This is a genomic window from Paenarthrobacter sp. TE4293, from assembly GCF_050435325.1.
Taxonomy (GTDB): Bacteria; Actinomycetota; Actinomycetes; order Actinomycetales; family Micrococcaceae; genus Arthrobacter; species Arthrobacter nitroguajacolicus_C.
The window spans coordinates 277175-302288 of the sequence record NZ_JBNJRY010000006.1; the positions used below are offsets into that span (position 1 = coordinate 277175).

Annotated in this window: 23 protein-coding genes; 12 read left to right on the top strand and 11 right to left on the bottom strand. The window is 63.9% G+C overall.

What is annotated here, in order from left to right; translation table 11 throughout:
- Position 1 precedes the first annotated feature (1 nt).
- Complete coding sequence (locus QF015_RS14320) at positions 2 to 604, bottom strand: TetR/AcrR family transcriptional regulator (RefSeq protein WP_310202916.1); 603 nt, start codon at positions 602 to 604, stop codon at positions 2 to 4.
- 133 nt (positions 605 to 737) lie between these two features.
- Here QF015_RS14320 and QF015_RS14325 point away from each other — a divergent pair, with 133 nt between their 5' ends.
- The 3 genes from QF015_RS14325 (at position 738) to QF015_RS14335 (ending at position 4958) form a co-directional block, all read left to right on the top strand.
- Positions 738 to 2009 carry an MFS transporter gene (locus tag QF015_RS14325; RefSeq protein ID WP_429389782.1) on the top strand — a complete coding sequence of 424 codons (1272 nt, stop codon included), beginning with the start codon at positions 738 to 740 and terminating at the stop codon, positions 2007 to 2009.
- Positions 2010 to 4505, top strand: coding sequence for a beta-glucosidase family protein (locus QF015_RS14330; protein ID WP_310202920.1), 2496 nt, complete (start codon positions 2010 to 2012; stop codon positions 4503 to 4505).
- A gap of 153 nt (positions 4506 to 4658) precedes the next feature.
- Positions 4659 to 4958, top strand: coding sequence for a DUF4193 domain-containing protein (locus QF015_RS14335; protein ID WP_018778105.1), 300 nt, complete (start codon positions 4659 to 4661; stop codon positions 4956 to 4958).
- Between the two features lie 109 nt (positions 4959 to 5067).
- Here QF015_RS14335 and QF015_RS14340 read toward each other — a convergent pair whose 3' ends face one another.
- The 3 genes from QF015_RS14340 to QF015_RS14350 all read right to left on the bottom strand — a co-directional run bounded on the left by QF015_RS14340 (position 5068) and on the right by QF015_RS14350 (position 6121).
- Positions 5068 to 5427, bottom strand: a complete 360-nt coding sequence (locus QF015_RS14340; protein ID WP_429389785.1) for a LapA family protein — start codon at positions 5425 to 5427, stop codon at positions 5068 to 5070.
- Positions 5428 to 5534: 107 nt separating this feature from the next.
- Positions 5535 to 5765, bottom strand: a complete 231-nt coding sequence (locus QF015_RS14345; RefSeq protein WP_310202926.1) for a hypothetical protein — start codon at positions 5763 to 5765, stop codon at positions 5535 to 5537.
- Positions 5766 to 5896: 131 nt separating this feature from the next.
- Positions 5897 to 6121 (bottom strand): hypothetical protein, encoded by a 225-nt coding sequence (locus QF015_RS14350; RefSeq protein WP_310202928.1) that lies wholly within the window; start codon positions 6119 to 6121, stop codon positions 5897 to 5899.
- A gap of 118 nt (positions 6122 to 6239) precedes the next feature.
- On the opposite strand from QF015_RS14350, the gene QF015_RS14355 reads away from it, so the two are divergent.
- The 4 genes from QF015_RS14355 to QF015_RS14370 all read left to right on the top strand — a co-directional run bounded on the left by QF015_RS14355 (position 6240) and on the right by QF015_RS14370 (position 8682).
- Complete coding sequence (locus QF015_RS14355) at positions 6240 to 6707, top strand: MarR family winged helix-turn-helix transcriptional regulator (RefSeq protein ID WP_429389788.1); 468 nt, start codon at positions 6240 to 6242, stop codon at positions 6705 to 6707.
- Between the two features lie 104 nt (positions 6708 to 6811).
- Complete coding sequence (locus tag QF015_RS14360; protein WP_429389790.1) at positions 6812 to 7324, top strand: SSI family serine proteinase inhibitor; 513 nt, start codon at positions 6812 to 6814, stop codon at positions 7322 to 7324.
- Positions 7311 to 8249 carry a 3-methyladenine DNA glycosylase gene (locus QF015_RS14365; protein WP_429389792.1) on the top strand — a complete coding sequence of 313 codons (939 nt, stop codon included), beginning with the start codon at positions 7311 to 7313 and terminating at the stop codon, positions 8247 to 8249. The genes QF015_RS14360 and QF015_RS14365 overlap by 14 nt, the downstream gene beginning before the upstream one ends.
- A gap of 28 nt (positions 8250 to 8277) precedes the next feature.
- A complete protein-coding gene (locus QF015_RS14370) occupies positions 8278 to 8682 on the top strand; it encodes a serine protease inhibitor (protein ID WP_310202936.1) in 405 nt (134 codons plus the stop codon).
- Between the two features lie 106 nt (positions 8683 to 8788).
- Here QF015_RS14370 and QF015_RS14375 read toward each other — a convergent pair whose 3' ends face one another.
- Positions 8789 to 11965 carry a S8 family serine peptidase gene (locus tag QF015_RS14375; protein ID WP_429389794.1) on the bottom strand — a complete coding sequence of 1059 codons (3177 nt, stop codon included), beginning with the start codon at positions 11963 to 11965 and terminating at the stop codon, positions 8789 to 8791.
- Positions 11966 to 12235: 270 nt separating this feature from the next.
- Entirely contained in the window at positions 12236 to 15124 is a 2889-nt protein-coding gene (locus QF015_RS14380) for an exo-alpha-sialidase (protein WP_429389855.1), read from the bottom strand.
- Positions 15125 to 15388: 264 nt separating this feature from the next.
- Here QF015_RS14380 and QF015_RS14385 point away from each other — a divergent pair, with 264 nt between their 5' ends.
- Positions 15389 to 16336, top strand: coding sequence for an NAD(P)-dependent oxidoreductase (locus QF015_RS14385; protein WP_429389796.1), 948 nt, complete (start codon positions 15389 to 15391; stop codon positions 16334 to 16336).
- A 142-nt stretch (positions 16337 to 16478) separates the two neighbouring features.
- The gene (locus QF015_RS14390; protein WP_310202939.1) at positions 16479 to 17450 is read left to right on the top strand and encodes a manganese catalase family protein; all 972 of its coding nucleotides are present in this window, start codon (positions 16479 to 16481) and stop codon (positions 17448 to 17450) included.
- A gap of 58 nt (positions 17451 to 17508) precedes the next feature.
- Here the strand turns inward: QF015_RS14390 and QF015_RS14395 are convergent, their stop codons facing one another.
- Together QF015_RS14395 and QF015_RS14400 are read right to left on the bottom strand one after the other, a co-directional pair.
- Positions 17509 to 17799: a DUF1540 domain-containing protein gene (locus QF015_RS14395; RefSeq protein ID WP_211713976.1), complete on the bottom strand. Its 291-nt coding sequence runs from the start codon at positions 17797 to 17799 to the stop codon at positions 17509 to 17511.
- Between the two features lie 160 nt (positions 17800 to 17959).
- Positions 17960 to 18145, bottom strand: a complete 186-nt coding sequence (locus QF015_RS14400; protein WP_310202941.1) for a hypothetical protein — start codon at positions 18143 to 18145, stop codon at positions 17960 to 17962.
- 328 nt (positions 18146 to 18473) lie between these two features.
- Here QF015_RS14400 and purS point away from each other — a divergent pair, with 328 nt between their 5' ends.
- Genes purS through purL form a run of 3 tightly spaced genes read left to right on the top strand, consistent with a single transcriptional unit; the run spans position 18474 to position 21803 of the window.
- The gene (gene purS, locus QF015_RS14405; RefSeq protein WP_011773385.1) at positions 18474 to 18725 is read left to right on the top strand and encodes a phosphoribosylformylglycinamidine synthase subunit PurS; all 252 of its coding nucleotides are present in this window, start codon (positions 18474 to 18476) and stop codon (positions 18723 to 18725) included.
- 1 nt (position 18726) lies between these two features.
- A complete protein-coding gene (gene purQ / locus QF015_RS14410; RefSeq protein ID WP_310202943.1) occupies positions 18727 to 19497 on the top strand; it encodes a phosphoribosylformylglycinamidine synthase subunit PurQ in 771 nt (256 codons plus the stop codon).
- Positions 19494 to 21803 carry a phosphoribosylformylglycinamidine synthase subunit PurL gene (gene purL, locus QF015_RS14415; RefSeq protein ID WP_144650107.1) on the top strand — a complete coding sequence of 770 codons (2310 nt, stop codon included), beginning with the start codon at positions 19494 to 19496 and terminating at the stop codon, positions 21801 to 21803. Before purQ ends, purL begins: the two co-directional genes overlap by 4 nt.
- 78 nt (positions 21804 to 21881) lie before the next feature.
- On the opposite strand, the gene QF015_RS14420 is transcribed toward purL, so the two are convergent.
- From QF015_RS14420 to QF015_RS14430, 3 genes are read right to left on the bottom strand one after another with little or no spacing between them, the layout of a single operon-like run.
- Positions 21882 to 23300, bottom strand: a complete 1419-nt coding sequence (locus QF015_RS14420) for a putative bifunctional diguanylate cyclase/phosphodiesterase (RefSeq protein WP_429389800.1) — start codon at positions 23298 to 23300, stop codon at positions 21882 to 21884.
- The gene (locus tag QF015_RS14425; protein WP_310202950.1) at positions 23297 to 23800 is read right to left on the bottom strand and encodes a hypothetical protein; all 504 of its coding nucleotides are present in this window, start codon (positions 23798 to 23800) and stop codon (positions 23297 to 23299) included. Before QF015_RS14425 ends, QF015_RS14420 begins: the two co-directional genes overlap by 4 nt.
- Entirely contained in the window at positions 23797 to 24981 is a 1185-nt protein-coding gene (locus tag QF015_RS14430; protein ID WP_310204034.1) for a GGDEF domain-containing protein, read from the bottom strand. Before QF015_RS14430 ends, QF015_RS14425 begins: the two co-directional genes overlap by 4 nt.
- Positions 24982 to 25114 lie beyond the last annotated feature (133 nt).

The window sequence follows — 25114 nt, forward strand, 5'->3', positions numbered from 1 at the left end:
TTTAACTCCCTGCGGCCCGGTCCTGTGGCGCCAGCAGCACGTCGATGAGCTGCCGGAGGCCATCGGCCATGTCCACGTTCTTGTCGTACAGCCACTGCAACTGGAGTCCGTCGAAGGCAGCGACCGTCAACCGTGCCAGCATCACGGCGTCGACGTCTGTCCGGACATTTCCGATGGCTTGGCGCCGCTCAATGTCAGCTGCGATATCCCGCACCACGGTCTCGTAGCGCTCTTTGAAGTAGCCGTGGGAATCGTGGTGAGGGTCGTTGGCCGTGGCTGAGGCGACCGCATAGAGGGTGGTCAGCCCAGGCTCACGCTCGTTCCGTTCAGCGATGGGCGCCATCAGGTCAAGGCCCACTCCGATTTCGCCGCCGACGGCAAGCGACCGGCGGTCGCGTTCGGCGAGGACGGCGGTGAGGAGCTCCTGCTTGCCTTTGAAGTAGTGGAAAAGTGTGGCTTCCTTGACGCCCACGAGTTCGGCGACCCGCTTCAGCGCGGTCCCCTCGAACCCTTCCGTAGCGAAAACGTCAGTGGCCGTCTGGATGATCTGTTCGCGGCGTTCCGCTCCCTTGGCGTACTGGCCACGGGCCCTCGAAGTAGGCATTGGATCAGTCTATTTCACACCTGAACACCGAGTGTCACTCGACTTATTCATCAAAAACCTAGTCACACTCGATTTTTAGCGTTACAGTTTTTCCATCGACCCAACGGTGGGTCACCAGTTCACAGGAGGCAATGTGGCCCTCGATTTCACCCAACAGGCTCCGGCCGCCAATACCGGTTCCAGTCCCGAAGCGCCCCGGGCAGCTTCGCGCGCCTACGTCATCGGCATGCCGATCGCGAGCGCAGGCTTGTGGATGGCAGTCCTCGCCCCAGCCCTGGTAGTCCTCGCCATCAAGGTTTCGGAGATCACCACCCCGGACACCCGCGCGGGCGCCCTCAGCCTCGTCGCAGGAGTGGGAGCGGCCGTTGCCCTCCTGGCGAACCCGTTCTTCGGCCGCCTGAGCGACCGCACCACCTCCCGCTTTGGGATGCGCAAGCCCTGGATCGTTGGCGGCTCCCTGGTCGGCCTGGCCGCTCTGTTCCTGCTGGGATCAGGCACGAACGTCGGTACCGTCCTGATTGCCTGGATTGTAGCACAGCTGGGCTTCAACGCTGCGCTGGCAGCCCTCGTAGCCACGCTCCCTGACCAGGCTGGCCCCTCAGAGCGCGGGCGCCTTTCCGGCCTGATCGGCATGACGCTGCCCATCGGACTCGTGTCGGCAGCCTTCTTCGCCCAGCTGTTCGACAACGCCCTCCAGATGGCTGTCGTCCCCGGCATCGTGGGAACGGCGGTAGCCATCGCCTTCGCCTTCACCTTCAAAGACCGTGTCCTCACCGAGAAGCCGGCACCCCTGAACGTCAAGGAAATTCTGGGCTCGTTCTACTTCAACCCCAAGACCTTCCCGGGCCTGGGCTGGGCTTGGCTGACCAAATTCATGGTCTACGTCGGATACTGCGCGGGCCTGCTCTACCTGCCGTACTTCTTCACCGACCACCTCCACGTAGCCGAAACACAGGTGACCAGCCTGGTGTTCCAGGCAACCCTGGTGAGCTCCGCCGGTACGGTCATCACCAGCCTCGCCGGTGGCTGGATCAGCGACCGCCTTGGCAAGCGCAAGAGCATGGTGATCATGTCCGCGCTGATCATGATGGCCGGCCTGATCGTCATCGCCACCAGCACGGGCACCGGCCAGGTTTTGGCAGGCCAGGGCATCCTCGGTTTGGGCCTTGGCATCTTCAGCGCCGTGGACGTCGCCCTCATCACGGACCTGCTGCCGAAAGACCAGTCGGAGAATGCCAAAACCTTCGGTGTCTTCAACATCGCACAGGCCCTCCCCCAGTCCCTGGTGCCTGCCATTGCCTTTCCGGTGATCGCCTTTGGTGGTTACCCGGCCTTGTTCCTCGGTGGTGCGGTAGTCGGCATCATCGGCGCCCTCCTCGTCACACGTATCAAAGGAGTCAAGTAAATGAATCCCACCCTCCCGGCAGCTGTCACGGCACCACAGGCAGGAACACAGGATGCGGAGGCCAGAATCCTCGAACTGGCCCGGAGCCTGACCCTCGAGCAGCAGGTGCAGCTGCTGACCGGCGCGGACGTGTGGTCCACCCACGCCATCCCGGAGATCGGACTGTCCCGCGTCGTCATGTCCGACGGGCCGGCAGGCGTCCGCGGCGAAGATTTCGATGAGCGTCACGACTCAGTCTCCTTGCCGTCGTCGTCGGCTTTGTCCGCGACATGGAGCGTCGAAACTGCCCACCGCTACGGCCAGGTCCTGGGCCAGGAAGCCCGCCGCAAGGGCGTCCACGCCGTCCTGGGCCCCACCATCAACCTGCACCGCTCACCACTGGGTGGCCGCCACTTCGAGTGCATGAGTGAGGACCCGCGGCTCACGGCCACCATGGCCGCCGGGTACGTAGCGGGCGTGCAGTCCATGGGGGTCGGCGCCACTCCGAAGCACTACCTGGCCAACGAGGCCGAAACTGAACGCTTCACCGCCGACTCGGTCGTGGACGAACGGCCGCTCCGCGAGCTCTACCTGGCAGCCTTTGAAGACGCCATCACCGAAGCCCGCGCCTGGCTGGTGATGAGCTCTTACAACTCGATCAACGGCACCACGGCGAGCGAAAACAAGCTGCTCGAAACCCCGCTGTCCACCGAATGGGGCTTTGACGGCGTCGTCGTATCCGACTGGACCGGCGTCCGTTCCATCGACGCCGCCAACGCCCACCAGGACCTGGAGATGCCGGGACCTGCAGGCCACTGGGGACCCAGGCTCATCGCCGCCGTCAACGATGGCCGGGTCAGCCGCGAAGCCATCCTGGAGAAGGTCACCCGCATCCTGCGCCTGGCAGCCAGGGTGGGCTCACTCGAAGGCTTCACATCCGCAGTCACCCAGCTTCCCGCGCAACTGGACGGGGCCGCCGTCGCGCGTGAAGTTGCCGTCCGCGGTGCGGTACTGGTCCGTAACAAGGGCCTCCTCCCCCTGGACGCCAAGGCGCTCGGCAGCGTCGCCGTGATCGGCCATAACGCCGACGAAGCGCGGACCCAGGGCGGCGGCAGCGCCACGGTCATGCCCAGGTACACGGTCTCGCCGCTGGAAGGGCTGCGGAAAGCTCTGCCCGACGACGTCACCGTCACCTATGCGCGCGGCGCCAAGGTGGCCGAGGGCATCCAGGCCTTCCCCCGCACTTCCCTGCACAACCCCGTCTCCAACGTGCCCGGCATCCGGGTCACCTTCCTGGCCGACGACGGCACGGAGATTTCCGGCGAAGACCGCTTGGCCTCGCACCTGATTTGGTTCGGAGTTGGAATTCCCGACGGCGCCGCCTCCATCCGCATGGAAGCGGACTGGACTGCCGAAACAGCAGGCGTCCACCACCTGGGCGTTGGGACCGTGGGTTCGATCCGCTTCGTCCTGGACGGCACGGAAGTCTTCAACGGTGAACTTGAGGACGATACCGAGGTCCTCGGGGCTGCCCTGTTCGACCCGCCCAAGACTGTCCACGCCATTGAAACCGCGGCCGGCCAAGCGGTCCGTATCGAGGCCGAGTACCAGCTGCCCAAGGAGCAGGCCATCCCCTTCACCGCCATCCTCCTGGGCGAGGAAACGGTGGTCGCGGATCCCCAGGCCGAGATTGACGCGGCTGTGGAAGTTGCCCGGGCTTCGGACGTTGCCGTCGTGGTGGTGGGCACCAATGCTGCCATCGAGTCCGAGGGTTTCGACCGCAAAGACCTGGACCTTCCGGGGTATCAGAACCAACTGGTGGAAGCTGTGGCCGCGGCCAACCAGCGCACGGTGGTGGTGGTGAACTCCGGCTCACCGGTGCTGATGCCGTGGCTCGACAAAGTGGACGCCGTACTGCTGGGCTGGTTCGGCGGCCAGGAGTTCGGCAACGCCATCGCGGACATCCTGGTGGGCGCCGAAGAGCCGGGCGGACGCCTTCCCACCACCTGGCCCGCAGCGTTGGAGGATGTCCCCGTCCTCAACACCACGCCCGTTGACGGCAAGGTGGTCTATGCAGAAGGCATCCACATCGGATACCGGGCGTGGCTCAGGCAGGAAGCCGAAGGCGGCGCAGCCCCTGCCCTGCCGTTCGGCTATGGGCTTGGTTACACCACCTTTGAGCTGGGGACGGCACACGCACCCCAGGTGGCCACCGCCGGGAACGATGTCGTGGTGCACGTACCTGTCAAAAACACGGGCCCACGCACCGGGCGCGAAGTGGTGCAGGTTTACCTGGAACGCCCCGGATCTGCCGTGGAGCGCCCGGTCCGCTGGCTCGCCGGCTACGCCGGAACGCATCTCGCCCCGGCCGGGACTGAGAGCGTGGAGATCCGTATCCCGGCCAAGGCATTTGCACATTACGACGCCGGGTGGCAGTTTGAGCAGGGCACGTTCCGTCTGCTGGTTGGTCGCCACGCGGCCGACCAATTCCAGTCGTTGGACATCGAGCTCCGGTAATACGGGCGCGAAATGACCAGGGTGGCGGCTTTTTTTGGCTGCCACCCACGTGGTTTTCGCCACAAGCGGTAGAACTGGGGTATGGTATGGAATTTTCGTGGCATGCTGTACGTTGCATACCCGGTAACCCCCTAACACGAAGAGGCATTAAAAGTGGCAGCCGATTACGACGAACTCCGTACTGATGTAAAAGAGAACCAGGAGCAGTCCCTCCAGGCTCTGCAATCCGCCAGCGCCCCCACGGCCAAGAGCGTCGTGCTGGAACTGGACGAAACCGATGGCCTTGACGCCAACGGCCCCGGCGGCGAAATCGTCGCTGAAGAACTGGTCATCCAGGTCATTCCGCAGGCAAACGACGAGTTCACGTGCAACTCTTGTTTCCTGGTCCGCCACCGTTCGCAGATTGCCCGCGAAAAAGATGGCGTTGCCTACTGCACTGACTGCGAAGGCTAAGACGACCCACCACCCCGGCGGACTGAACGTCGTCAGGGAGTGCCGCCGTCGGGATTAAATTGCGGAAGGACCGGAGCAAGCGCTCCGGTCCTTCCGCAGTTAACAGTTGCTAGGGCGCCGCTCCCGGCCCGCCCACGGTCTTCTTCCGCCGATGGCCGGCGATTCTGAGCTGGAGAATTCTCGCACCTCCAGCGAGGGCAACCAGCACGCCGCCACCTACAGCGGCAATGAAGAGTGTGGTGCCAAGCGCAAGGGTCCCTTGCAGCCCGAAGAAGCGGACCGTGATCATGTCCTGGTTCTGGACGAAGAACACGATCAGCATGACAAGAACCACCAAGCCGACCGCCACAGCCACCCACAGGGCAGCAGTGCGGGTGGGCCTGGACGACGTCGCCGCCCGGGGCGGGGCAGTCCGGTCCTGACGGGGAGTCCCGGCGGGAACCCCTGCTGCATCGTCCTGGAAACTCATTTGAAGGCCTCTTTCCCCGGAAATAACCGCGCACTTCACATAATAAGTAGGCTGATTAGTTGCTCAACAGTCCCACGTGAAGCGAGCCAGGGTCAAGGACGCGGCCCTCACACGCTGTAGTCAGTGGAGGTCGCTCCCGGATCATTGTTCCGGACCGCGTAGTGATGCCCCTCGGAGTCCGTCTCGATGTCGAAATTCTTCAGATCGGCTTCGGAGGCTGTCTCGAAGTCGTCATGCTTGTGTACCACAGGGCTGTCCGCATCGCCGTGGGTTGCCGGTCCAAAAACAGACTGCAGCCGCTCGGTCACATGCTGGAATCCCTCCAACCTGCGTCCCATGTCCTTCCACCCCCCTTCTTTCGGGAGAGAAAGAGCGGCAGGCCAGTGCATGCCGTTCAGTGAGGCCATTTTACGCCCGGCAGCCGCAAAAGGCTCCGGGTCGATGCCCCCAACCCTGCGGGTATGAGTGGCTACCGCAGCGACTTGTCGTCCGGATTGCGAGGCACCACGTAGGTGCTGCCGTCGGGCCGGCGGAGGGTTTCCCACTGCTGGGTCTCGGCTTGGCGCTGGGCGAGCAGCTTCCGGTTGGCTTCGGTCATTTCATGGTCGAGGGAACTGCTGTGCGCGGGACCGAAAATGACCCTGAATTTCCCTGTGGCGCGCATGAACTTCCGGGTGAGGGATTCCTTTGCCACGCGGATCGACTCCTTTTTAGACGGTTCCAATGAGTCCATAGTACGCTAATCATTAGTACACTAACTAATCGATCGGCGTGAGCTGATGGGTTGGACACAGCCAGCACAGGAGGCAGCCATGACGGCCATCGACGAGTCCACCCAGGACACCGACGACCTCCTGCTGGAGCGCCAGCTTTGCTTCGCCCTCACGGTGGCGTCCCGCAGCGTAGTGGGCGTTTACAAGCCCGTGCTGGAAAAGCTCGGACTGACACATCCCCAATACCTGGTGATGCTGGCCCTCTGGGAACGGAGCCCGCGGACGTTGAAGGACATCAGCGACAGCCTCCTCCACGACCCCGCCACCCTCTCCCCGCTGCTGAAGCGCCTCGAAGAAGCTGAGCTCATCACCCGCGAACGCGTGCCCGGCAACGAACGCGCCCTGGCCATCACACTGACGGAAAAAGGCGCGGCCCTCCGCGAACAAGCTACGGCCGTCCCGGGCGCAATCCGCGAGCGCCTCCAACTCAGCCGGGAAGAAGTGGCCGAACTGCACCAGGCCATGACGGGCCTGATCGTGGCAACCCAGCGGAACAACGCCCCCTAGCCAAGGACCCGGCCCCGATGATCTCCTTGGAAGCGAACAACGCAATGACCAAAGACGCGGGCACCGCACGTGACGCGTAAAATGGACGCAACCTAGGAGATTCCATGCGCATGCGATACGTTCGGCCGTTAGTGGCAGTACTGGCCCTCGCCGGGCTCGCCGCATGCTCAGGTACCCCAACTCCGGGTTCCACGGGAAGCGCAAGCCAGGCACCGTCGTCGTCGGCGCCTTCCAGCAGCAGCACCCCAACGCCAAGCGGCTCCGCCACGTCCGCGGCGGGCCACGCCGAACTCTCCATCACGCTGGTTGAATCCCCGGAAGCGGCACCCCAGACCTTCACCCTTGTCTGCACGGACGGCGTGCCGGCCGCCGAAAGCAAGCACCCGTCGGCTGCGGAAGCATGCACCACCCTCAAGAACAGCCCCGCCATCCTGAGCCCGGCCCCGACCAAGACGGACCAGGCCTGCACGATGCAATACGGCGGTCCGGCTACTGCCAAGGTGACCGGGGCCGTGGATGGCAAGGAAGTCATGGCGGCCTTCAGTCGAACGGACGGCTGCCAGATCGCGCTGTGGGACGCCGCGAAGAGTGTCCTCGGATCAGATGGCGGCCTCTAGGCTGCAGCACCTCCCCCAGGAGCAATGGCTCGGGCTGGAGGCAGCCCATCACGCCCGGGCGGCCCGCTACGCGGACCCCTACCTGGCCAGGCGTTCGGCCGGGAAGAAGCACCCCGTTGAGGACTTCCTGTTCACTTACTACACGCAGAAGCCCGGCCAGTTGTTGCGTTGGCATCCCGGCGACGGAACGGTCCTCAGCGGTCCCCGCGCCCTTGAGCGTTCTTCGTGGAAGTTTTACCGAACACTCGACGACGCCGACCTCGCCTTGCTTGGGTTGCCTGCGGGAACGCCGGCAGTCACCTTTGATCGCAGCGGCTTCCTGGCCGACCGCGCCGAAGCCGTCCGCTTCGCGGGCATCATCCTCGCGGGCACGGCGAAGCGGCCCGCCCAGTTCGGGTGCTTCGGCCTGCACGAGTGGGCCATGGTGTACCGGCAGGAGAAGTTCGAACTGCGGCACGAATACCTGAAGCTCAGGCTCGGCGGCGAGGGCACGGACACCGTGGTGGAAGAAAACCGTATCCGCTGTTCCCACTTCGATGCGTTCCGTTTCTACACTCCGGACGCCATTCCACTGAACGAGCTCGCCCCCACCCGCGAAAATCAACGGACTATGGAGCAGCCGGGCTGCCTGCACGCCAACATGGACCTCTACAAGTGGGCTTACAAACTGACGCCGGCGCTGCCCAGCGAGCTGGTCATGGACTGCTTCGAGCTCTCGTGGCGGATCCGCGCCATGGACATGAAGGCTTCTCCGTATGATCTCGAAGAATGGGGCTACCCGCCCATCAGGATCGAGACACCACAGGGCAAGGCCGAGTACGTTGAATACCAGCGGGCCTTTGCGGCCGAATCCCAGGAGTTGCGGGCCCGCGTGCTCCAGGCAGTTGGTCCGCTCTTGGATGAGCTGAGCGGCTTGGCTGCCTGATCACCCCCGCCACCAGCGAAAGGTCACCATGGTTTCCCCAGACACGAGCCAGCCGGACAAGAACACGTACGACGTCGACCTCACAGTGACGCTGACGGAGGCACCTGGCGCTGAGAGCCACGAGTTCCACCTCCGGTCCGCCGCGGGCATCATGTCGCCTGACCCTGACTCGCTTGATTCGAACCTGCCGGACGCACCTGCCGCGCTGGCCGCCGTCGAGCAGTTTGGCGAGGAGATCTTCTTTCCCGAACCGAGGCCGGACCGGATCTGCACCCAGCAATACGGCGGCCCGCAAGTGGCAGTGGTGACGGGCTGGTTCCGTGGACGAAAAGTGCACAGCCAGTTCAGCCGGACCGATGGTTGCGAGATCGCCCGCTGGAAGACCCTGGCCGCGCTGCTGGGGAACACTGGAGGCTCCACGGGCGCTGTGTAAGGCCGTCTCCAGCGACGTCGGCGTCGTGGACGTCGATGGAAGCGGAACGCCAAAGTGGCCGGTGGGAAACCCCACCGGCCACTTCAGTTACTGATTCAAGGAAGCACTAGCCTGCGTTGTTGCTCTGCGTCGGCTCGTCGGCGCGGATCTTGCCGCGGGGCTTCTTGTCCTTCTTGTCCTTCTTCGGGTCTTCCTCGTCCGGGACCACTACGGTGCCGCCCGGGTTGACCAGGACGGTGACGAAGCTCGGCTCGCTGGTACCCGCAAAGGTCAGGCGGCCGATGTAGGAACCCGGGGTCAGGTTCTTCCAGTTCAGCGAAATCTGGCCCGTCTTGCCATTGGCGAGGCGGATCGGGTTCGGCGTCACAGTGGCGTTGCCCTGGTTGGCACCGAGCACTGCCGCATCAACGGTGGCCTTGGTGGCCTGGTTGTTGGGGCTTGCGTAGAGGTTGGCGAAGACATAGTAGTCGCCGGGTGCCGGGTTGGGGACGGACAGGGTCTCGCTGGCGGATGCCGTTGCGGCCGGCAATTGCTGACCGGAGGGGGTGAGCACCAGCATGTCGAAGTCCGCCGCCTCGTTGGAGGAAATGACCGAGAACTTCGCCAGGGCACTGCCCTCGCCGACGGTCACCTTCTTCACGTAGTTGGAGGCATTGGTCTCGCCCGCGAACGGGCCGGGGACCAGCTCAACAGCGGAGGAATCAGCCTTGGACAGGCCATCGACCGTGACCCCGACCGGCAGGTTGGTTCCGGAGGTGATGTTGATGGTGGCGGAGCCGTTGGGGCCTGTTCCCGTGAAGGCCAGGGCCTTGTCCGCGATGACGGACTGCGGCCGGACGGCGATCGGAGAGGTGACAGTCTTGTTGGCGCCCTGCCAGCTCAGCGAGCCCATGGCGAACTTGCCCAGTTCGGCGTTCTTGTTTTCGAACTGGACCTTGAACGTCTTTTTCTCGCCCGGTGCGCCGAACGTCAGTACAGACGGCGTCACCTTGACGTTGACACCGGGAACGTTGACCGTGGCACGGTACGTACCCGCCGTCAGCGCCGTGAGCGTACGCGTGACTTCGATCTTCCCGGCAAGGTTGCCGAGGGCGAAGGACGGAACGTTCATGTCACGGGGTGCCGTGGTGCCGAGCCCTTCAATGCCCAGGTCCATGCCCGTGCCCTGGATGAACTTGAGGTAGTCCTCGGTGGTGGCGTCGTAGACGAGGCCCGGTGAGAGGACCTTGGCCGGATCAACCTGTCCGGCACCCGTTGCGAAGACGTCCTTGTTGACAGCGCCGTTGGCCAGCTTGACCGGACCGGCAGTGGTCATCATGGCGGACTTCACGGTGGCCGGGGACCACTGCGGGTTCTTGCCCAGGATCAGGGCGCCGAAACCGGCAACGTGCGGTGAGGCCATGGACGTTCCGGACAGGAAGCCGAAGTTGTCCCCACCGGTTCCGATCGGTGACACACCGGCGAGGATGGCGACGCCGGGAGCCGATACGTCAGGCTTCAGCAGGTCCGAGTCCGTGGCGAGCAGCGGACCGCGCGAGGAGAATCCGGCGATCTGCGGCTGTGCTTCCGCGGGCAGGCCCGTGGTGTCGCGGTTCAGCAGGGACACGGTGATGGCCGGGTTGGCCGTGACCTTGTCCGTAATGGCCTGGGTGGCAGGCGGGTTCACGTGGACCGTAGGAATGACGTGCTTGTCAGTGTCCAGCGAGGAGTCCGTCAGGTTCACCAGGATCATGCCGACGCCGCCGCCGCGCAGGACCTCGGCGCTCTTGGCGGTGCGGTCAACCACACCTCGGTCGCAGACAACAACCTTGCCGGCCACCTTGGCCGGGTCCAAGGAGCCCGGAGCACAGAGTGCCGCGTTGCCTTCACCGCTTGCGGCGTTGGTGGACAGCACGACGCCGGCCCCGCTCACCTCGCGGTTCATGATGGACGCTCCGCGGTACTTGCTGCCATCGGAGAATTCAACGGTGCCTTGGAGTTCCTGCGAGAACGAGGTCGCGGCAACCGTCGTCAGCCAGGGTGCCCCGTGGTTGACGGTGCTGGCGGTCGGTCCGGAGTTGCCGGCCGAGGTGGCCACGAAGATGCCGGCCGATGCTGCCGAAAGGAAGGCCAGCGAAACGGGATCCGTGGTGGTCGTGGTGGAACCTGAGATGGAGTAGTTCAGGACGTCCACCCCGTCCAGGATGGCCTGCTCGATCGCGTCCACGGAGGCGGAACCGTAGCAACCACCCGTGGCAGGATCGGTGTCTTCCCAGCAAACCTTATAGACGGAGAGTTTCGCGGCGGGTGCGATGCCGCTGGTGGTACCGAAGCTTCGGCCGTCCACGACGGCGTCGACGTTGGCGTTGCCTGCCGCGGTGCTGGCCGTGTGGGTGCCGTGGCTGTCCACGTCAACGGGAGAAATGACTTCTTCCGGAGCGCGGTTTTCCGGCGCAACGGTCTCGAGGAAGGCGTCTGCGAAGTAGTGGGTGCTGAGGACCTTGGAGTTGCAGGCGCTGCCGTCGTAGTCCGCCCCGGTGTCGGTTCCGGGCTGGCATTCACCGATAAAGGTATCGCCGTCCGCTTTGAGCATGGCAATCTTGCCGTCGGCGGTGCGGTAGGGAACGCCGACCTGCGGGTTGCCTACCAGCGGACCAACGGGCTCACCGGCGAAAAAGGGGTTGGAGGGGGTGTACCCGGTGTCGATCACGCCGACGACCGTGCCCTTGCCGGCGTTGTCCTGGCCGCCGTACTGCGTTGCCCAAGTACCGTTGGGGCCGCTGAGCTTCAGGAAGTCGGTGGTGGAGTAGTCCGGGGCGTATTGCGTATCCGGTGCCACCATGAGGACCTTGGGATCCTTGGCGAGGTTGATGGCCTGGTCTGCGGTCAGGTTGGCGCTGAAGCCGTTGACCGCGGTGGTGAAGTCACGCTCGATGGTGATGTTTTCCTGCTTCGCGACCTCCTGCTGCTTCTGCTGCAGGTGCGACTGGTATTCCTTCACCTCGGCGCTGTCGGCGTCGAGCTTTTTGCCCTCCTCAGGCTTGGTGGGAGCGAGTCCCGCCGTGCCGCCGTCGTAGGTTGCTGCAGGCTTCTCGGCGAGGACCACCATGTAGCGGCCGTCCTTGTAGGCGCTGGGGTCAAGGTTCTTCTTGGCCACGCCTGCAACATTCCCGGGCGTCTCCGGCGTGGGAGCGGCCTGGGCCGGCATCGCCATCGAAGAGAGAAGCAACGGCAAGCCCACGGCGAGTGCCGCGGCCTTTCGAAGCCCCCCGCTTCTGACGAAGCTCTTTCCTTGTGATTTCACGAGTGGTTGCACCTTTCACTGAGGGAGGCCAAGGCTCCATCGCCCAAGCCTGTCAACTTTTAGTTGGTTGAACCTTTGACAGTTCTTGTCAAAGCCGCGCAACCAGCCGAGTCACAGAGTACCTAGTGAGAGCCAAATATGACATACAGCACATTTTGGGAAATTTGTCTTGTCACAGGTCCCGTGGTTCGTCACGGGAGGACAAACAACGGGCCGCAGGAGATTCCCGCGGCCCGTCGCATGATTCGACCCTCAAAGGTCACTGGAAGGTCACCCCTTCGGAGTCACCTGGAGCCTGTCAAAGGAGACCTGGACGCCGTCCTTGTCCAGGACCACGACATCGTCCCTCCCGTTGCTGACGTCCGGGGGAAGGATGAATTCCACCGTGTCGTCCGTGGTAGGGAAGATCCAGCCGAGGCGATAGGTCGTCTTGTTCAAGTACACGTAGTACCAATCCCCGTACGTGAGGCCTTTCAGCACCACCTTCTGGCCGGTGCGGTACTTGTCCGCGGTTCCCAGGTCAGTGGGAGGCGTGACGAGGTCCTGGACTGCCAACGCAGGCTTGGCCTCCGGCCGGACAGGCTGGACCTTCAGCACCAGTGGATCACCTTCTGCAGCAGCGGCAACGTCACGGGAACCGTTGCTCGCCTTGACCGCGAAGGACGCAGCACTGAGTGTTCCGGCAGCAACATCGGCGTCCGTCAGCACATGCTCCCTGGTGGCGGTCACCGTGGCCCCCGCGGCGAGCGCAGCCGCAGAGATGCCGGCGTCGGGCGCCTCCAATCCGGTCACCGCGACGTTCCCCGCGTTGCCCACGGTATACGTGTAGGTCACCGGATCGCCCGCACTGGCGAACCGGTCGCCATCGGCGTCTTCCCACGCGGCCGAGACGGTGGCTTCAAGCTTCGGTTCGCGGACCTTCAGGTCCACCTCGCCGCCGTCCACAGTGATCGATTTGGTGCTCTGGCCCGCCGAACTGACCTCCCATGTAGTCTGCGGCACGAAGAACCCCTGCTCAGCTTCTGCAGCGGTCACGGTGTGGCGTGGGGTGGCACACTGGTAGCCCTGCCCGGCCGGCAGCACACTGTAGCGGCAGTTTCCGGCCCCTTCGGGAAGGAACGGGCTGAAGTTGCCCGCCGTTGGTACCACCTTCTCCACCAGCGGGCTCGTGTTCTTCACGCTGAACGTGTAGGGGACCAGCTCACCCGCAACGTACGGCTGGGCTGCTGGGTCGCGTCCGCCGTCGGCACGCGCCCCGGTGATGTCAGCCGTCAGCAGTCCGTCACGCAAGGCCACCGCAGCGCCGGTGAAGGGCACGGTTTTGGTGAGCGACGGCGTCGTGCCGGCCGTGATGCTGAAGCTGGCCTCCGGAACAAAGTAGCCGCGTTCGACGTCGGCAGCCGTGATCATGTGCTTGGCGGTAGTGCAGGTGTAGCTGGCGCCCGCGGCCAGGTTGTTGAAGCGGCAGTTGGGAGCAGACGGCGGCAGGAAGCCGGAGTCGAAGGTCCCGGATACGGGTACAGAGTTGGCCGTGACATTGGCCGTGCTCTTGACGGTCAATGAGTAGCTGAGGACGTCGCCGGCCTGGTACGGGTTGGCTGCGACGTCGCGGGCCGGCGCGGTCCCGGTGATGGTCAGCCCAACCTGCGGAGCCGCCGGCACGGTGGCGGTGAAGGTGGACTGCGAGACCCTTCCGTTCGCCGTCGTGAAGGCTGCATTGAGATTCTGCGGGCCGCTGGCGTTGGCCGGTGCGGTGAGTGCAACGCCAACGGTTGCCGACGCCCCCGGCGCAAGGGAAGGAACCGACACCGTGGTGGCGGACCACCCGGAGGGCGTGTAGACCGTGGCACTGGCCCCGGACAACGTGGCAGCCTCCTGGTTGGTGACGGTGACGGGTACCTGCTGTGTAGCGCCTGCTGCCATGGTCACGGACTGGACTGACAGCGGGGCACAAACGTAGTTGAGCCAGGCGTCGTCGAACGTCGCGAACGGCATGTTGTCCGTGTAGTTACCCTCATAGAGCACGCCAAACTTCCCGCTTTCCAGGCGCGTGACGGTGGAGTAGGCGGAGAATCCGGAACGGATGGTGCGGACTCCCGGCCAAGTGGCGCCGTCGTCGCAGGAAACGCGGGCGGAGACGTTTTCGCGGCCGGTCGTGGAGTTGGCGTTGGTGAAGATGAGCTTTTTGGCGTCGGCAGAGCCTTGCGCGGCGTTCGGGAACATTCTGGCGATGGCGCCGTTGTTGGCGGGGTCCGGGAGTTCCGTGTCCTGCGTGACCGGGCCGTACGTGGCACCGCCGTCAGTGGAGATGGCCACTTTGCGGTAGCCCTGGTTGGCGTTGTCCCGCGAGTTCAGGAGCACGCGTCCATCGGAGAGTTCCACGGTTTTGTTTTCGTCCATGCGGTCACCGACGTTGGCACCCTTGTGCCAGGTGGCACCGTGGTCGTCGGAGTAGATGCTGTAGGCCTGGATCTTGTTGCTGCCGTCGGCCTGGCGGACATCGCCCGCGTACTGCTGGATCAGGCGGCCTTTGTACGGGCCGTATTTGAGTTGGATGCCTTCTCCGGAAGACGCGAAGTTGGATCGGACATCGCCTGCTGCGGGAGTGGTCTTGCTGGTGCCGGGCTTGGTGACGTTGGTAATGAGACGTGGCTGGCTCCAGGTGACACCGCCGTCCGAAGACTCAATGACGGCCGAAGAAATCACTGTCCGGTCGGCGTCGTCGTTGCCAAACTGGCTGCCGCCGAAGCCTTGGTCCTTGGAGTAGACAAAGAAGGCGAACACCTTGCCTGTCTCCGCATCGTGGATGTAGGAGGGATCGCTGTAGCCGTATTTCGGTCCGCTGGAATCGCCCACGTGTCCGGCTGCAATGACCGTGACGGGCCCCCACGTCCGGCCGCCGTCGATGCTGCGGCGCTGCACGATGGAGTTCGGGTTGGGCGCATCCGCGGCTGAGCCCGGACGTCCATCCCAGGCCGCGAGCACCACGTTGTTGCCCAAGTACGTCAAAGCGGGGATCCGGTAGAAGAAGTTGGCGGCGGTGCGATCCGCACCGATGTTGACCTCGGTGAAGGTGCCCGGTGCCGCGGCGGGGTTGTTGGGCGGTATGGGCGCGGCGGTTGCCGGCAGACCGATGCCGGCCAGGAGGCCCAGGCTCATGGCGCCGACCGCGGCGGCCGAGGCTATCCGGGCGAGTGGCGATGCTGAAGATCTCAAATCCGATGTCCTTTCGAAACTGCTTCGAGCGGGAGGAGACAGGACGACGCGGATGAAATCATTTGTGCTACGTGCCACGTCGAACGTCCTACAACCATAGAGTGCTCGGCGTCACATTTCCAGAGATGAAGTGCGCGAGGGGGGCGGCGGAGTAAACCGGTAGCCTCGAAAGCGAACCGCCCGCCCGTTGTGAGCATTGGAGCTGCCGTGAAAATCCTCGTCCCCGACACCATCGAACTGGACCTCGACGACCTCACCTCTGCAGGGAATGAGGCGGTGGTTTACGCCGTGGACAAGCCCATCCCCAGCGGGCATAGGGACGCCGAAGTCCTGGTCGTGTGGCGCAACACCTCGGAGAACCTGGCCGACGCCGCCCACGGGATGCCGCACCTCAAGCTCGTCCAGACCCTCGCCGCCGGGCCGGACTCCGTGCTCGCCGCCGGCTTTGCGGACCACGTGGCCATCACGTCCGGGCGCTCACTGCACGACGGCCCCGTGGCCGAACACGCGTTGGCACTGGTTCTGGCCGCCATCCGCCGGCTGGATGTGCTGCTCGAATCCCAGCGGGACTCCACATGGAACGCACCCTACAATGCAGCACAATCCGACCCGTCCACCGAACAGCTCTACACGCTCGACGGCGCCAACGTCACCATTTGGGGCTTCGGTTCCATCGCGGGACGGCTGGCTCCGCTCCTGGCCGCCTTGGGTGCAAAAGTCACCGGTGTGGCCAGTTCCGGGGGTGAGCGCTACGGCTTCCCCGTTGTCCCGGCCGACGACCTGCCCGAGGTCCTGCGCACCACCGATGTCCTGATTTCCATCCTGCCCGCTACGGCAGAAACTACCGACGCCCTCAACGACGCGATTCTCGAAACCCTGCCGTCGACGGCCACCTTTGTGAACGTTGGCCGCGGCGCCACCGTTGATGAAGACGCCCTCGTTGCCGCATTGCAGCAAGGCAGGCTGCGGGCCGCCGCCCTGGATGTCACCAAGGAGGAGCCCCTGCCCTCCGGCTCGAAGCTGTGGAGCGCGCCGAACCTGATCATCACACCCCACGTGGCAGGCAATCGGCCCAAAGGTGCGGCCAAACTGGTCACCGCCAACATTCAGGCACTCGGGGAAGGCAGGCCGCTGACCAACCAGGTGGCAGGCTGACCGCCCCCTCTCTTCCTGACGCAATTTCTTTCCCTGATTTCCTTGCGTGCAAATAGTAAGCATGCTTATGGTGATGACTCCGGGGTGGCCAGCAGTGGGATTCCATCCCGCGGACGCAGCATGAACAACGTGAGGAATCGCAATGTACCTGCACACCCAACTTCTCATCAACGAAATCGCCGCTGACGAACCCGATCCCGCCGCAGCAAACGCCCTCCAGGAAGGTCTGGGCGGACAATTCGGCGAGATGCGCACCATGATGCAATACCTGTTCCAAAGCATGAACTTCCGTGGCGACCCCGCTTCCAAGCCCTATAAGGACCTTCTGCAGGGCATCGGCACCGAGGAAATCAGCCACGTGGAACTCATTGGAACCACCATCTCGCAGCTCCTTGACGGCTCACCGCGATATCAGGGCAAGAAAACCGATCCCGTGGACGAGCCCGGAGCAAAGGGCGCCACTCCCCTGAACATCGCTTTGGACCACAGCAACATCCACCACTACCTGGTGGGTGCACAAGGAGCGTTGCCCGTGGACGCCGCAGGCAACCCTTGGAGTGGTTCGTATGTCTACAACAGCGGCAACCTGGTGCTGGACCTGCTCTACAACCTGATGCTCGAATCCACGGGCAGGCTCCAGAAATGCCGCATTTACGAAATGACGGAGAACAAAACAGCCCGTTCCACCATCGCGTACCTGATTGTGCGCGACCAAGCGCACGAGAACGCCTATGCAAAGGCCCTTGAAAGCCTGGGGGTGAACTGGGGCAAGGTACTTCCCATCCCCAAGACCAACGCCGAGCAGTTCCCGGAAGTGAAGAAGCTGCTGGACAAGGGCCTGCAAAGCATCCAGTACACCTTCAGCGCTGACAACCTCAGCGAGGCCGGGAAGCTCTTCCGTGGAGCGTCTCCGTCCAACGACGGCACCGAGCTGAGCACCGACGTCATGCCCGACGGCTATCCGATCACCATTTCGCCGGAGCGCAAGGAAGAGTTCGCGCCAGGGCTTGACCCCGAACTCCTGGCCCTGATCCAGGCCGTGGCCGAACAGGAGCTCAAGGACGCAGACAGCCCCAAGGAATCATCGGGAGCCAAACAAACCAAGAAGAAGTAGTCTGCGCAAAAAGCGGGCCTGTCCTCCGAGGAGGGCAGGCCCGCTTTTCGCGAAATGATCAGGCGTGCTCGTACGTCAGGCAGTCAGCTGCCTCCCTGCCAGGGCCAACCCTGACGTCGTGTGCCTCGCACATGAGGTTGTTGTTGTGGACGCACTCGGAGCGCTGGCAGGCCCCGACGTGGGCAAGGACCTTGGGGAGGCCGCCCATGGCATTGGTGTCAATGAAGGTGGCGCAGGATGCATGGTCCTGGGTTCCACCGATGGTGATTCCAAAAGCGGTGCAGCCATCGTGGTTGAACCCGCAGCTGCCAACGCTACAGGCGGATACTTCGGCAATGTGTTCGGTCATTGTTCCTCCTGGTTGGATCCTGAATAGTACTGGGGCAGGGCCCCGCGTGTACTCTCCAAACTACGCCGGAATTGCGGCGTTTAACCCGCGTGAATAGCGCATTTGTATGTGCCCTAATCAGCGCCATTCCGCCGAAAACCCGCCGTTTGGAAGTGAGGACCTACTTACTTGGAGTCCGCAACGCGTCACTGATTTTGGCCCGCGTTTCCGCGTCCAAGGGAGCGGTCACCCGATTGTTCCGCGCCGTGCGGTCGGCCATGATTTTCTGGATCACCATCCGGCCCAAACCAGCAAAAACTGCTGCGGCCACAACGCCCAGCACCATCGATTTCGGTTTTTCAGCCATGGCGCAATCCTAGTGACGTCCGCCACCCCCTGCCAGTGCCGCCAACCACAGCAGGCGAGTGCCGTCGTCGAGCCTTCAGGTGGGGCTTTTGAGGCGCCACGGCGGGGTGTCCTCGCGAAATCCGGCTGAATAGGGTATGCGCGCCGCTCCCGGTAGAATAGGTGTGCAAGCTCGCGGAGCGCCCCCACGCCGTTCAAACATTTGCAGTTCACAACCGTGTTTAACCTTGTGTTCTTCACGTTGTTTGAATGCGGCTGAACGGCGTGAGACGGCATCTCCGCGGCAGCCTTATTTAAGGTTCACCCAACTCACGCACAGGAGTTACCGGATGCCCCGGATCGTCGTTGACGTCATGCCCAAGCCCGAGATTCTGGACCCCCAGGGGAAGGCCATCGTGGGTGCACTGCCCCGCCTCGGCTTCAACAGCTTCAGCGCAGTCCGCCAAGGCAAGCGTTTTGAACTGACCGTCGACGGCGAGGTGACCGACGCTATCCTGGCCCAGGCCCGCGAAGCTGCCGAGACCCTCCTGTCCAACCCGGTGATCGAGGATGTTGTCAACGTCGAGGTCGTCGAGGCCTGATATGACGTCGATCCCCCTGATTGGCGAGGCTGTCGCCGTCGCCGCCGAGCCCCGGCTCGCAGGCGCCAAGGTTGGCGTCGTCACCTTCCCCGGCACCCTTGACGACCGCGACGCCGCCCGTGCAGTGCGGCTCGCAGGCGCCACTGCGGTGCCCCTCTGGCACGCAGACTCCGAACTCGGCGACGTTGACGCAGTCATCATCCCCGGCGGATTCTCCTACGGTGACTACCTTCGCGCCGGCGCCATTTCGCGCTTCGCGCCGCTGATGTCCAAGATCATCGATGCTGCCAATTCGGAAGCGAAGCTTCCGGTCCTGGGCATCTGCAATGGTTTCCAGATCCTCACCGAGTCGCACCTGCTCCCCGGTTCCATGATCAAGAACGACCACCTGAAGTTCATCTGCCGGGACCAGACGCTGCGTGTGGAAAACGCCACCACCGCCTGGACCGTGGACTACACCGACGGCCAGGAAATCATCGTGCCGTTGAAGAACCAGGACGGCCAGTACATCGCTGACGAGAAGACCCTCGATGCGCTTGAGGCTGAGGGCCGTGTGGTGTTCCGCTACGTCGGTTTCAACCCGAACGGCTCCCGCCGCGACATCGCGGGCATCTCCAACGCCGCGGGCAACGTGGTGGGCCTCATGCCGCACCCCGAGCACGCTGTGGAAGCCGGCTTCGGTCCGGAATCACTTGATGGCGCACCCCGCGACACCGACGGACTGGGCTTCTTCACCTCCGTTTTGACCAAGATTGTGGGAGGCGACAAGTGACCACGGAAACCACCAAGAAGTTCAACATCGACACCGTTGAGCACGCTGCCAAGACCCCGGACACGGAACTCCCGTGGGCCGAGCTGGGCCTGAAGCAGAACGAATTCGACGAGATCGTCAAGGTCCTTGGCCGCCGCCCCACGGGCGCCGAGCTGGCCATGTACTCCGTCATGTGGAGCGAGCATTGCTCCTACAAATCCTCCAAGAACCACCTCCGCCAGTTCGGCGAGAAGGTCACCGAGGAAATGAAGAAGGACATGCTGGTGGGCATCGGCGAAAACGCCGGCGTCACCAACCTGGGCGACGGCTGGGCCGTGACGTTCAAGATCGAGTCCCACAACTCGCCGTCGTTCGTTGAGCCGTACCAGGGTGCCGCTACCGGCATCGGCGGCATCGTCCGCGACATCATCTCCATGGGCGCCCGCCCGGTTGCCGTGATGGATCCGCTGCGCTTTGGTGCGATCGACCACCCGGACACCGCGCGCGTCATGCACGGTGCCGTTGCCGGCATCGGCGGTTACGGCAACTGCCTCGGCCTGCCGAACATCGGCGGCGAGATGGTCTTCGACTCCGTCTACCAGGGCAACCCGCTGGTGAACGCACTGGCCGTCGGCGTCATGCGCCACGAGGACATCCGCTTGGCCAACGCTTCCGGCAAGGGCAACAAGGTTGTCCTGTTCGGTGCCCGCACGGGTGGCGACGGCATTGGCGGCGCTTCGGTGCTGGCTTCGGAGTCCTTCGATGACACCAAGCCCTCCAAGCGTCCGGCCGTCCAGGTGGGCGACCCCTTCGCTGAGAAGGTCCTCATCGAGTGCTGCCTGGAACTCTTCAAGGGTTCACTGGTCGAAGGCATCCAGGACCTCGGCGCTGCAGGTATTTCCTGCGCCACGTCCGAGCTCGCCTCCAACGGCGACGGTGGCATGGAAGTCGAACTGACCTCCGTCCTGCTGCGCGACCCCACGCTGACGCCGGGCGAGATCCTCATGTCCGAGTCGCAGGAACGCATGATGGCCGTGGTCACCCCGGAGAACATCGAAGCGTTCGAAGCTGTCATGGACAAGTGGGCCGTTGAGTACTCCTGGTTGGGTGAGGTCACCGACACCGGTCGCCTCATCATCACCTGGGAAGGCGAAGTAATCGTCGACGTCGATCCCCGCACCGTTGCGCACGACGGCCCGGTCTACGACCGTCCGTTCGCCCGCCCGGAGTGGCAGGACTCGGTGCAGGCCAACTCCTTCACCGGTTCCGTCGAGGACGCCGGCCGTCCGTCGGCTCCCACCGAACTGGCCGCAGCCGTCACCGAGCTGGTGGCCTCGCCGAACATGTGCAGCAAGTCCTGGATCACCAAGCAGTACGACCGCTACGTTGGCGGCAACACTGCCATGGCGTTCCCGGATGATGCCGGCGTCGTCCGCGTTGACGAGGAAACCGGTCTGGGCGTTGCCTTGGCCACCGACGCCAACGGCCGCTACACCTACCTGGAGCCGTACCAGGGTGCTCAGCTCGCCCTGGCCGAGGCCTACCGCAACGTGGCCACCTCGGGCGCAGTTCCGATGGCCGTCAGCGACTGCCTGAACTTCGGCTCCCCTGAGGACCCGGACGTCATGTGGCAGCTCGCCGAGGCCATCCGCGGCCTGTCCGACGCCTGCATGGAGCTCGGCATCCCGGTCACGGGCGGCAACGTCTCCCTGTACAACCAGACCGGCACCACGCCGATCCACCCCTCCCCCGTGGTTGCGGTTTTGGGCAAGCTCGACGACGTCGCCCGCCGCACGCCGTCGGGCTGGCGCGAAGATGGCCAGGCCATCTACCTGCTGGGCACCACCGCAGCAGAGCTGGATGGTTCGGAATGGTCCAACCTCCGCGGACACCTCGGTGGCTTGCCGCCGAAGGTTGACCTCGCAGCCGAGCGTGCTTTGGGCGAAATCCTGATCAACGCTTCCCGCGACGGCATGGTTGACGCAGCACACGACCTCTCCGAAGGTGGCCTCGCGGCTGCCTTGGTTGAGTCGTCGTTGCGCTACGGCGTCGGCGCACGCATCGCCCTTGAGGAACTCATGGAGCGCGACGGCGTGGACCTGTTCACGGCGCTCTTCTCCGAGTCCCAGGCACGTGCCATCGTGTCCGTGCCCCGCTCCGAGGAAGTCCGTTTCAAGGACATGTGCACCGCCCGCGGCTTCGCCCACCTCCGGATCGGCGTTGTTGACGCTGCCGGTGGAAAGCTGGAGATCAACGGCGTGGACGAGCTCTCGCTGGATGCTCTCCGCGAAGCGCACGAAGCCACCCTGCCGAAGTACTTCGGCTAAGTAATAACGCAACGCGGGGTTACTTGCAGCCCATAAATCCCCTTGGGATGGGCTGTAAGTGATCCCGCGTTGCTTTGTTTAAGCAGGCCAGACAGTCTGCCGCTGCAGTTGGGCCGTAAACTCAGCCTCGGGCAGAGGCCGGCCAAAGTAATAGCCCTGGCCACTGGCGCAGCCGATGCTGCGGAGCGCTTCCGCCTCCTCGGCGGTTTCGATGCCTTCCCACACGCCCTCCAGCCCGCAGGACCGGATGACTTCCTGGATGGCCGCCAGGAACGCCAGCTGGGAGGGGTCCTTCCCGAGGTCCTTCACGAACTGCCGGTCCACTTTCACCCGGTCCACGGGCAGCTTCCGAAGGTAGCCCATGGACGAGTAGCCGGCACCGAAGTCGTCGATTTCAAGTCCTACACCCAGCCTGTGCAGGCTCGCGAGGGTGTATCGGTCCAGCTCATTGTTCTGGATGATGGCGCTCTCCGTGAGCTCCAGTACCAGCGATTCCGGAGGCAGGCTTTCCTCCGCCAGGGCTTCACTGACATCGTCCACGAACTCCAGGCTTTGAAGGTCCGCGGCGGAGACGTTGATCCGCATGGAAAAATTGTGATGTGCCGTGGCTGGGTCGTCCCGCCAGTGCCTTAACTGCCCGACGGCGGTGCGCAGGACCCAGCGCCCCAATTCGGCGATGAGGCCGGTGGCCTCGGCAACGGGAATGAACTGGTCCGGCATGATCAAACCGTGTACGGGATGGTCCCAGCGGACCAAAGCCTCGCAACCTTCGATCCTTCCCGTAGCCAGTTCCACGATCGGCTGGTAGTTCAGGACCAGCTGATCCGAACGGATGGCCTCGCGGAGCTCTCCCACGATCTGACGTTGGAGCTGCCGGGCATGCAGGGTGGCGGGATCAAACATCTTGAGCTTGTTCCGGCCCTCGCTCTTGGATTCCTCCACGGCGATATCGGCCTCCTGGAGCAGGTCCTCGATGCGGTGGCGCGGCTCCGCAATGCGCAGGCCCATGCTGGCGCCGCATCGGACGCTGTTGTTCCCGAGGTCGAAATTCGGTTCCAGTGCGGCCAGGATGCGGTTGCCGACGGCGGTGGCCCGGCTTTGCGGCGTGGCGGGCAACAACACCGCGAATTCGTCGCTGCCGAGGCGGGTGACGACGTCGTCCTCCCGGACGGCCGACTTGATGCGCATCGCAACGGTGACCAGGACCTGGTCCGCCGCCGCAAGGCCTGCGGAGTTCTTCAGCGCCTTGAAGGCGTCCAGGTTCACGAGCAGCAGCGCCGGCGGAGCGGCCCCCTTGGTTGCGGCGTCCTGCGCCACATGGAAGGCGTCCACCAGGGCTTGGCGGTTGCCGAGCCCTGTCAGAACGTCGGTGAGGGCGTCCCGCCGTTGTTCATAGCGTGCTTGGTGCAGTTCCTGCATCAGGGCCTGGATGTGCCGTTCCAGTTCCCCGATCCGGGGATCCAGATGTGCCGGCGTGTCAGGCGTCGTGCTGGTCACGATTCTTCCAGGCGGCGCAGCGTCGTATCGGCGACAGCCTGCGGCTTGGCGACAGGGTTGCGGCGCTCATCCAGGAACAACCGGTACGAGGCAATGTCCATCCTGCCGTCGGACTCCACTTTCTTGCCTGCGCGGTAAACGTGCGTGATCCAGGAGCCGCCGAGGATGGCCTCGATCCAGGCGTCACATTCCGCCAGCGGGAGGTGCACCCGGGTACCGGTGTTCCGGCGGTGGCCCGCGATGGACACCGTGATGCAGCTGCCCAGAAGGCCTTTGTCAGCCGTGAACCAGGCGAGTCCTTCGACGTCCGCGACGATGGTCAGGTTGGCGTTACCGTCCTCCACCGACTGAACCGGGCCCATCCGGACTGACCGGCGGTCGGCGTTCAAGGACGTGGGCGTTCCCGCCATGTAGGGGGCACTGGTGATGTTTTGCCGGAACGCGGACAGTTCCTGGGTGTGCTGGATCTGGATCCTGGTGGTGAGTTCGTTAAAGGTCATGATCGTGCCTCATCCGCAATAGTGGCCGCCTCATGGCGGTCAGCTCCAACAATCCGGTTTCTTCCTTGTGCTTTGGCGCTGTAAAGGGCCGCATCCGCCACCTCGATCATGAACTTCAAGTCCGCAGCTTCCGGGATGCTCGACGTCACTCCGTAACTGATGGTGGGGAAAGCGACACCCGCAGGCGCCGGGGTAGCTGCCATTCGGCGGCTGATTTCGGTAGCGATGTCCTCGGCCCGGTCCTGGGTGGCCCCGGGCAGGAACAAGATGAACTCCTCGCCGCCGTAGCGTCCGATGAGATCCGTGGACCTGACCGAGGCGCCGCACGCTTCAGCGAAGGCCTGCAGGGCAACGTCGCCTGTTCCATGTCCGTATTCGTCGTTGACTGCTTTGAAGTGGTCCAAATCCGCCAGGACAACAGCGGCGCCGGACCCCGCGGCCTGAAGTCTGTTGAGCTCCGTGGTGGCCATGTCCAGGAAGGTTCCGCGGTTGAGGAGTCCCGTCAGGTGATCACGGTCGGCCCGTTCCTGGAGTCCCTTGATGAGCTGGTCGCTGGTGAGTGCCGTCATGCTGAAGGACACGGTAACCAGGAGCACCATGGAAATGAGGGCTGATGGTGCGGGTCCGAAGTAGGTGGTGAAGGGGTGGCCGGTTGGGCCTTCAAGTGCATAGACCAGCCACCTGCCCAGGTAGTAGGTGGCCAACAGGCCCGCGGCGATGGAAAGTGCTTTGTGGACCTGGGAGTGCGAGGACTTGATGAACCACAGGTCGTAAGCGGCCAGCGCTATGCCCGCAGTCATCATCGCCAAATAGACGAAGCCGCCGGACCACACGTTGGTAGCGGGGCTCTCCAGGAAGGAGGCTACAGCCGTGACGGCAGGCCCAACGACCAACTGCCAGGGTGCGGCTTTCCGGTCCCTCAAGGTCTTTGCACCGGCCCAGACGCTGAACGCTCCCGCCACCACCAGGATGTTGCCCAAGGGGTTGGCCCACTGCTGGTGGGGCGTGCCGTTGAGCAGGAACGCAGCGTTGCCCACCATGAATTCCAGCAAAGCCAGGCTCCACCAGCCGGCATAGGGCGAGCGGGTCCGGTGGAAGGAGATACAGAACAGGACCAAGAGGGTCACTGTGACCACGCCTAAAGCAACCCGTACAGAGAATGCATCGAGCACCGTGTCCAACCCCCTCAGCTGGTCATCCTTGGCTTTGAGTTCAGTGTCGCGGCGCTTACTCAATCCCACTGCGGCATTTGCTCAAGATTTGCTCAAGATCAGCCGCGCTTTCCTCAGGCAGTCCTTCCCTGATCCAGCCCGG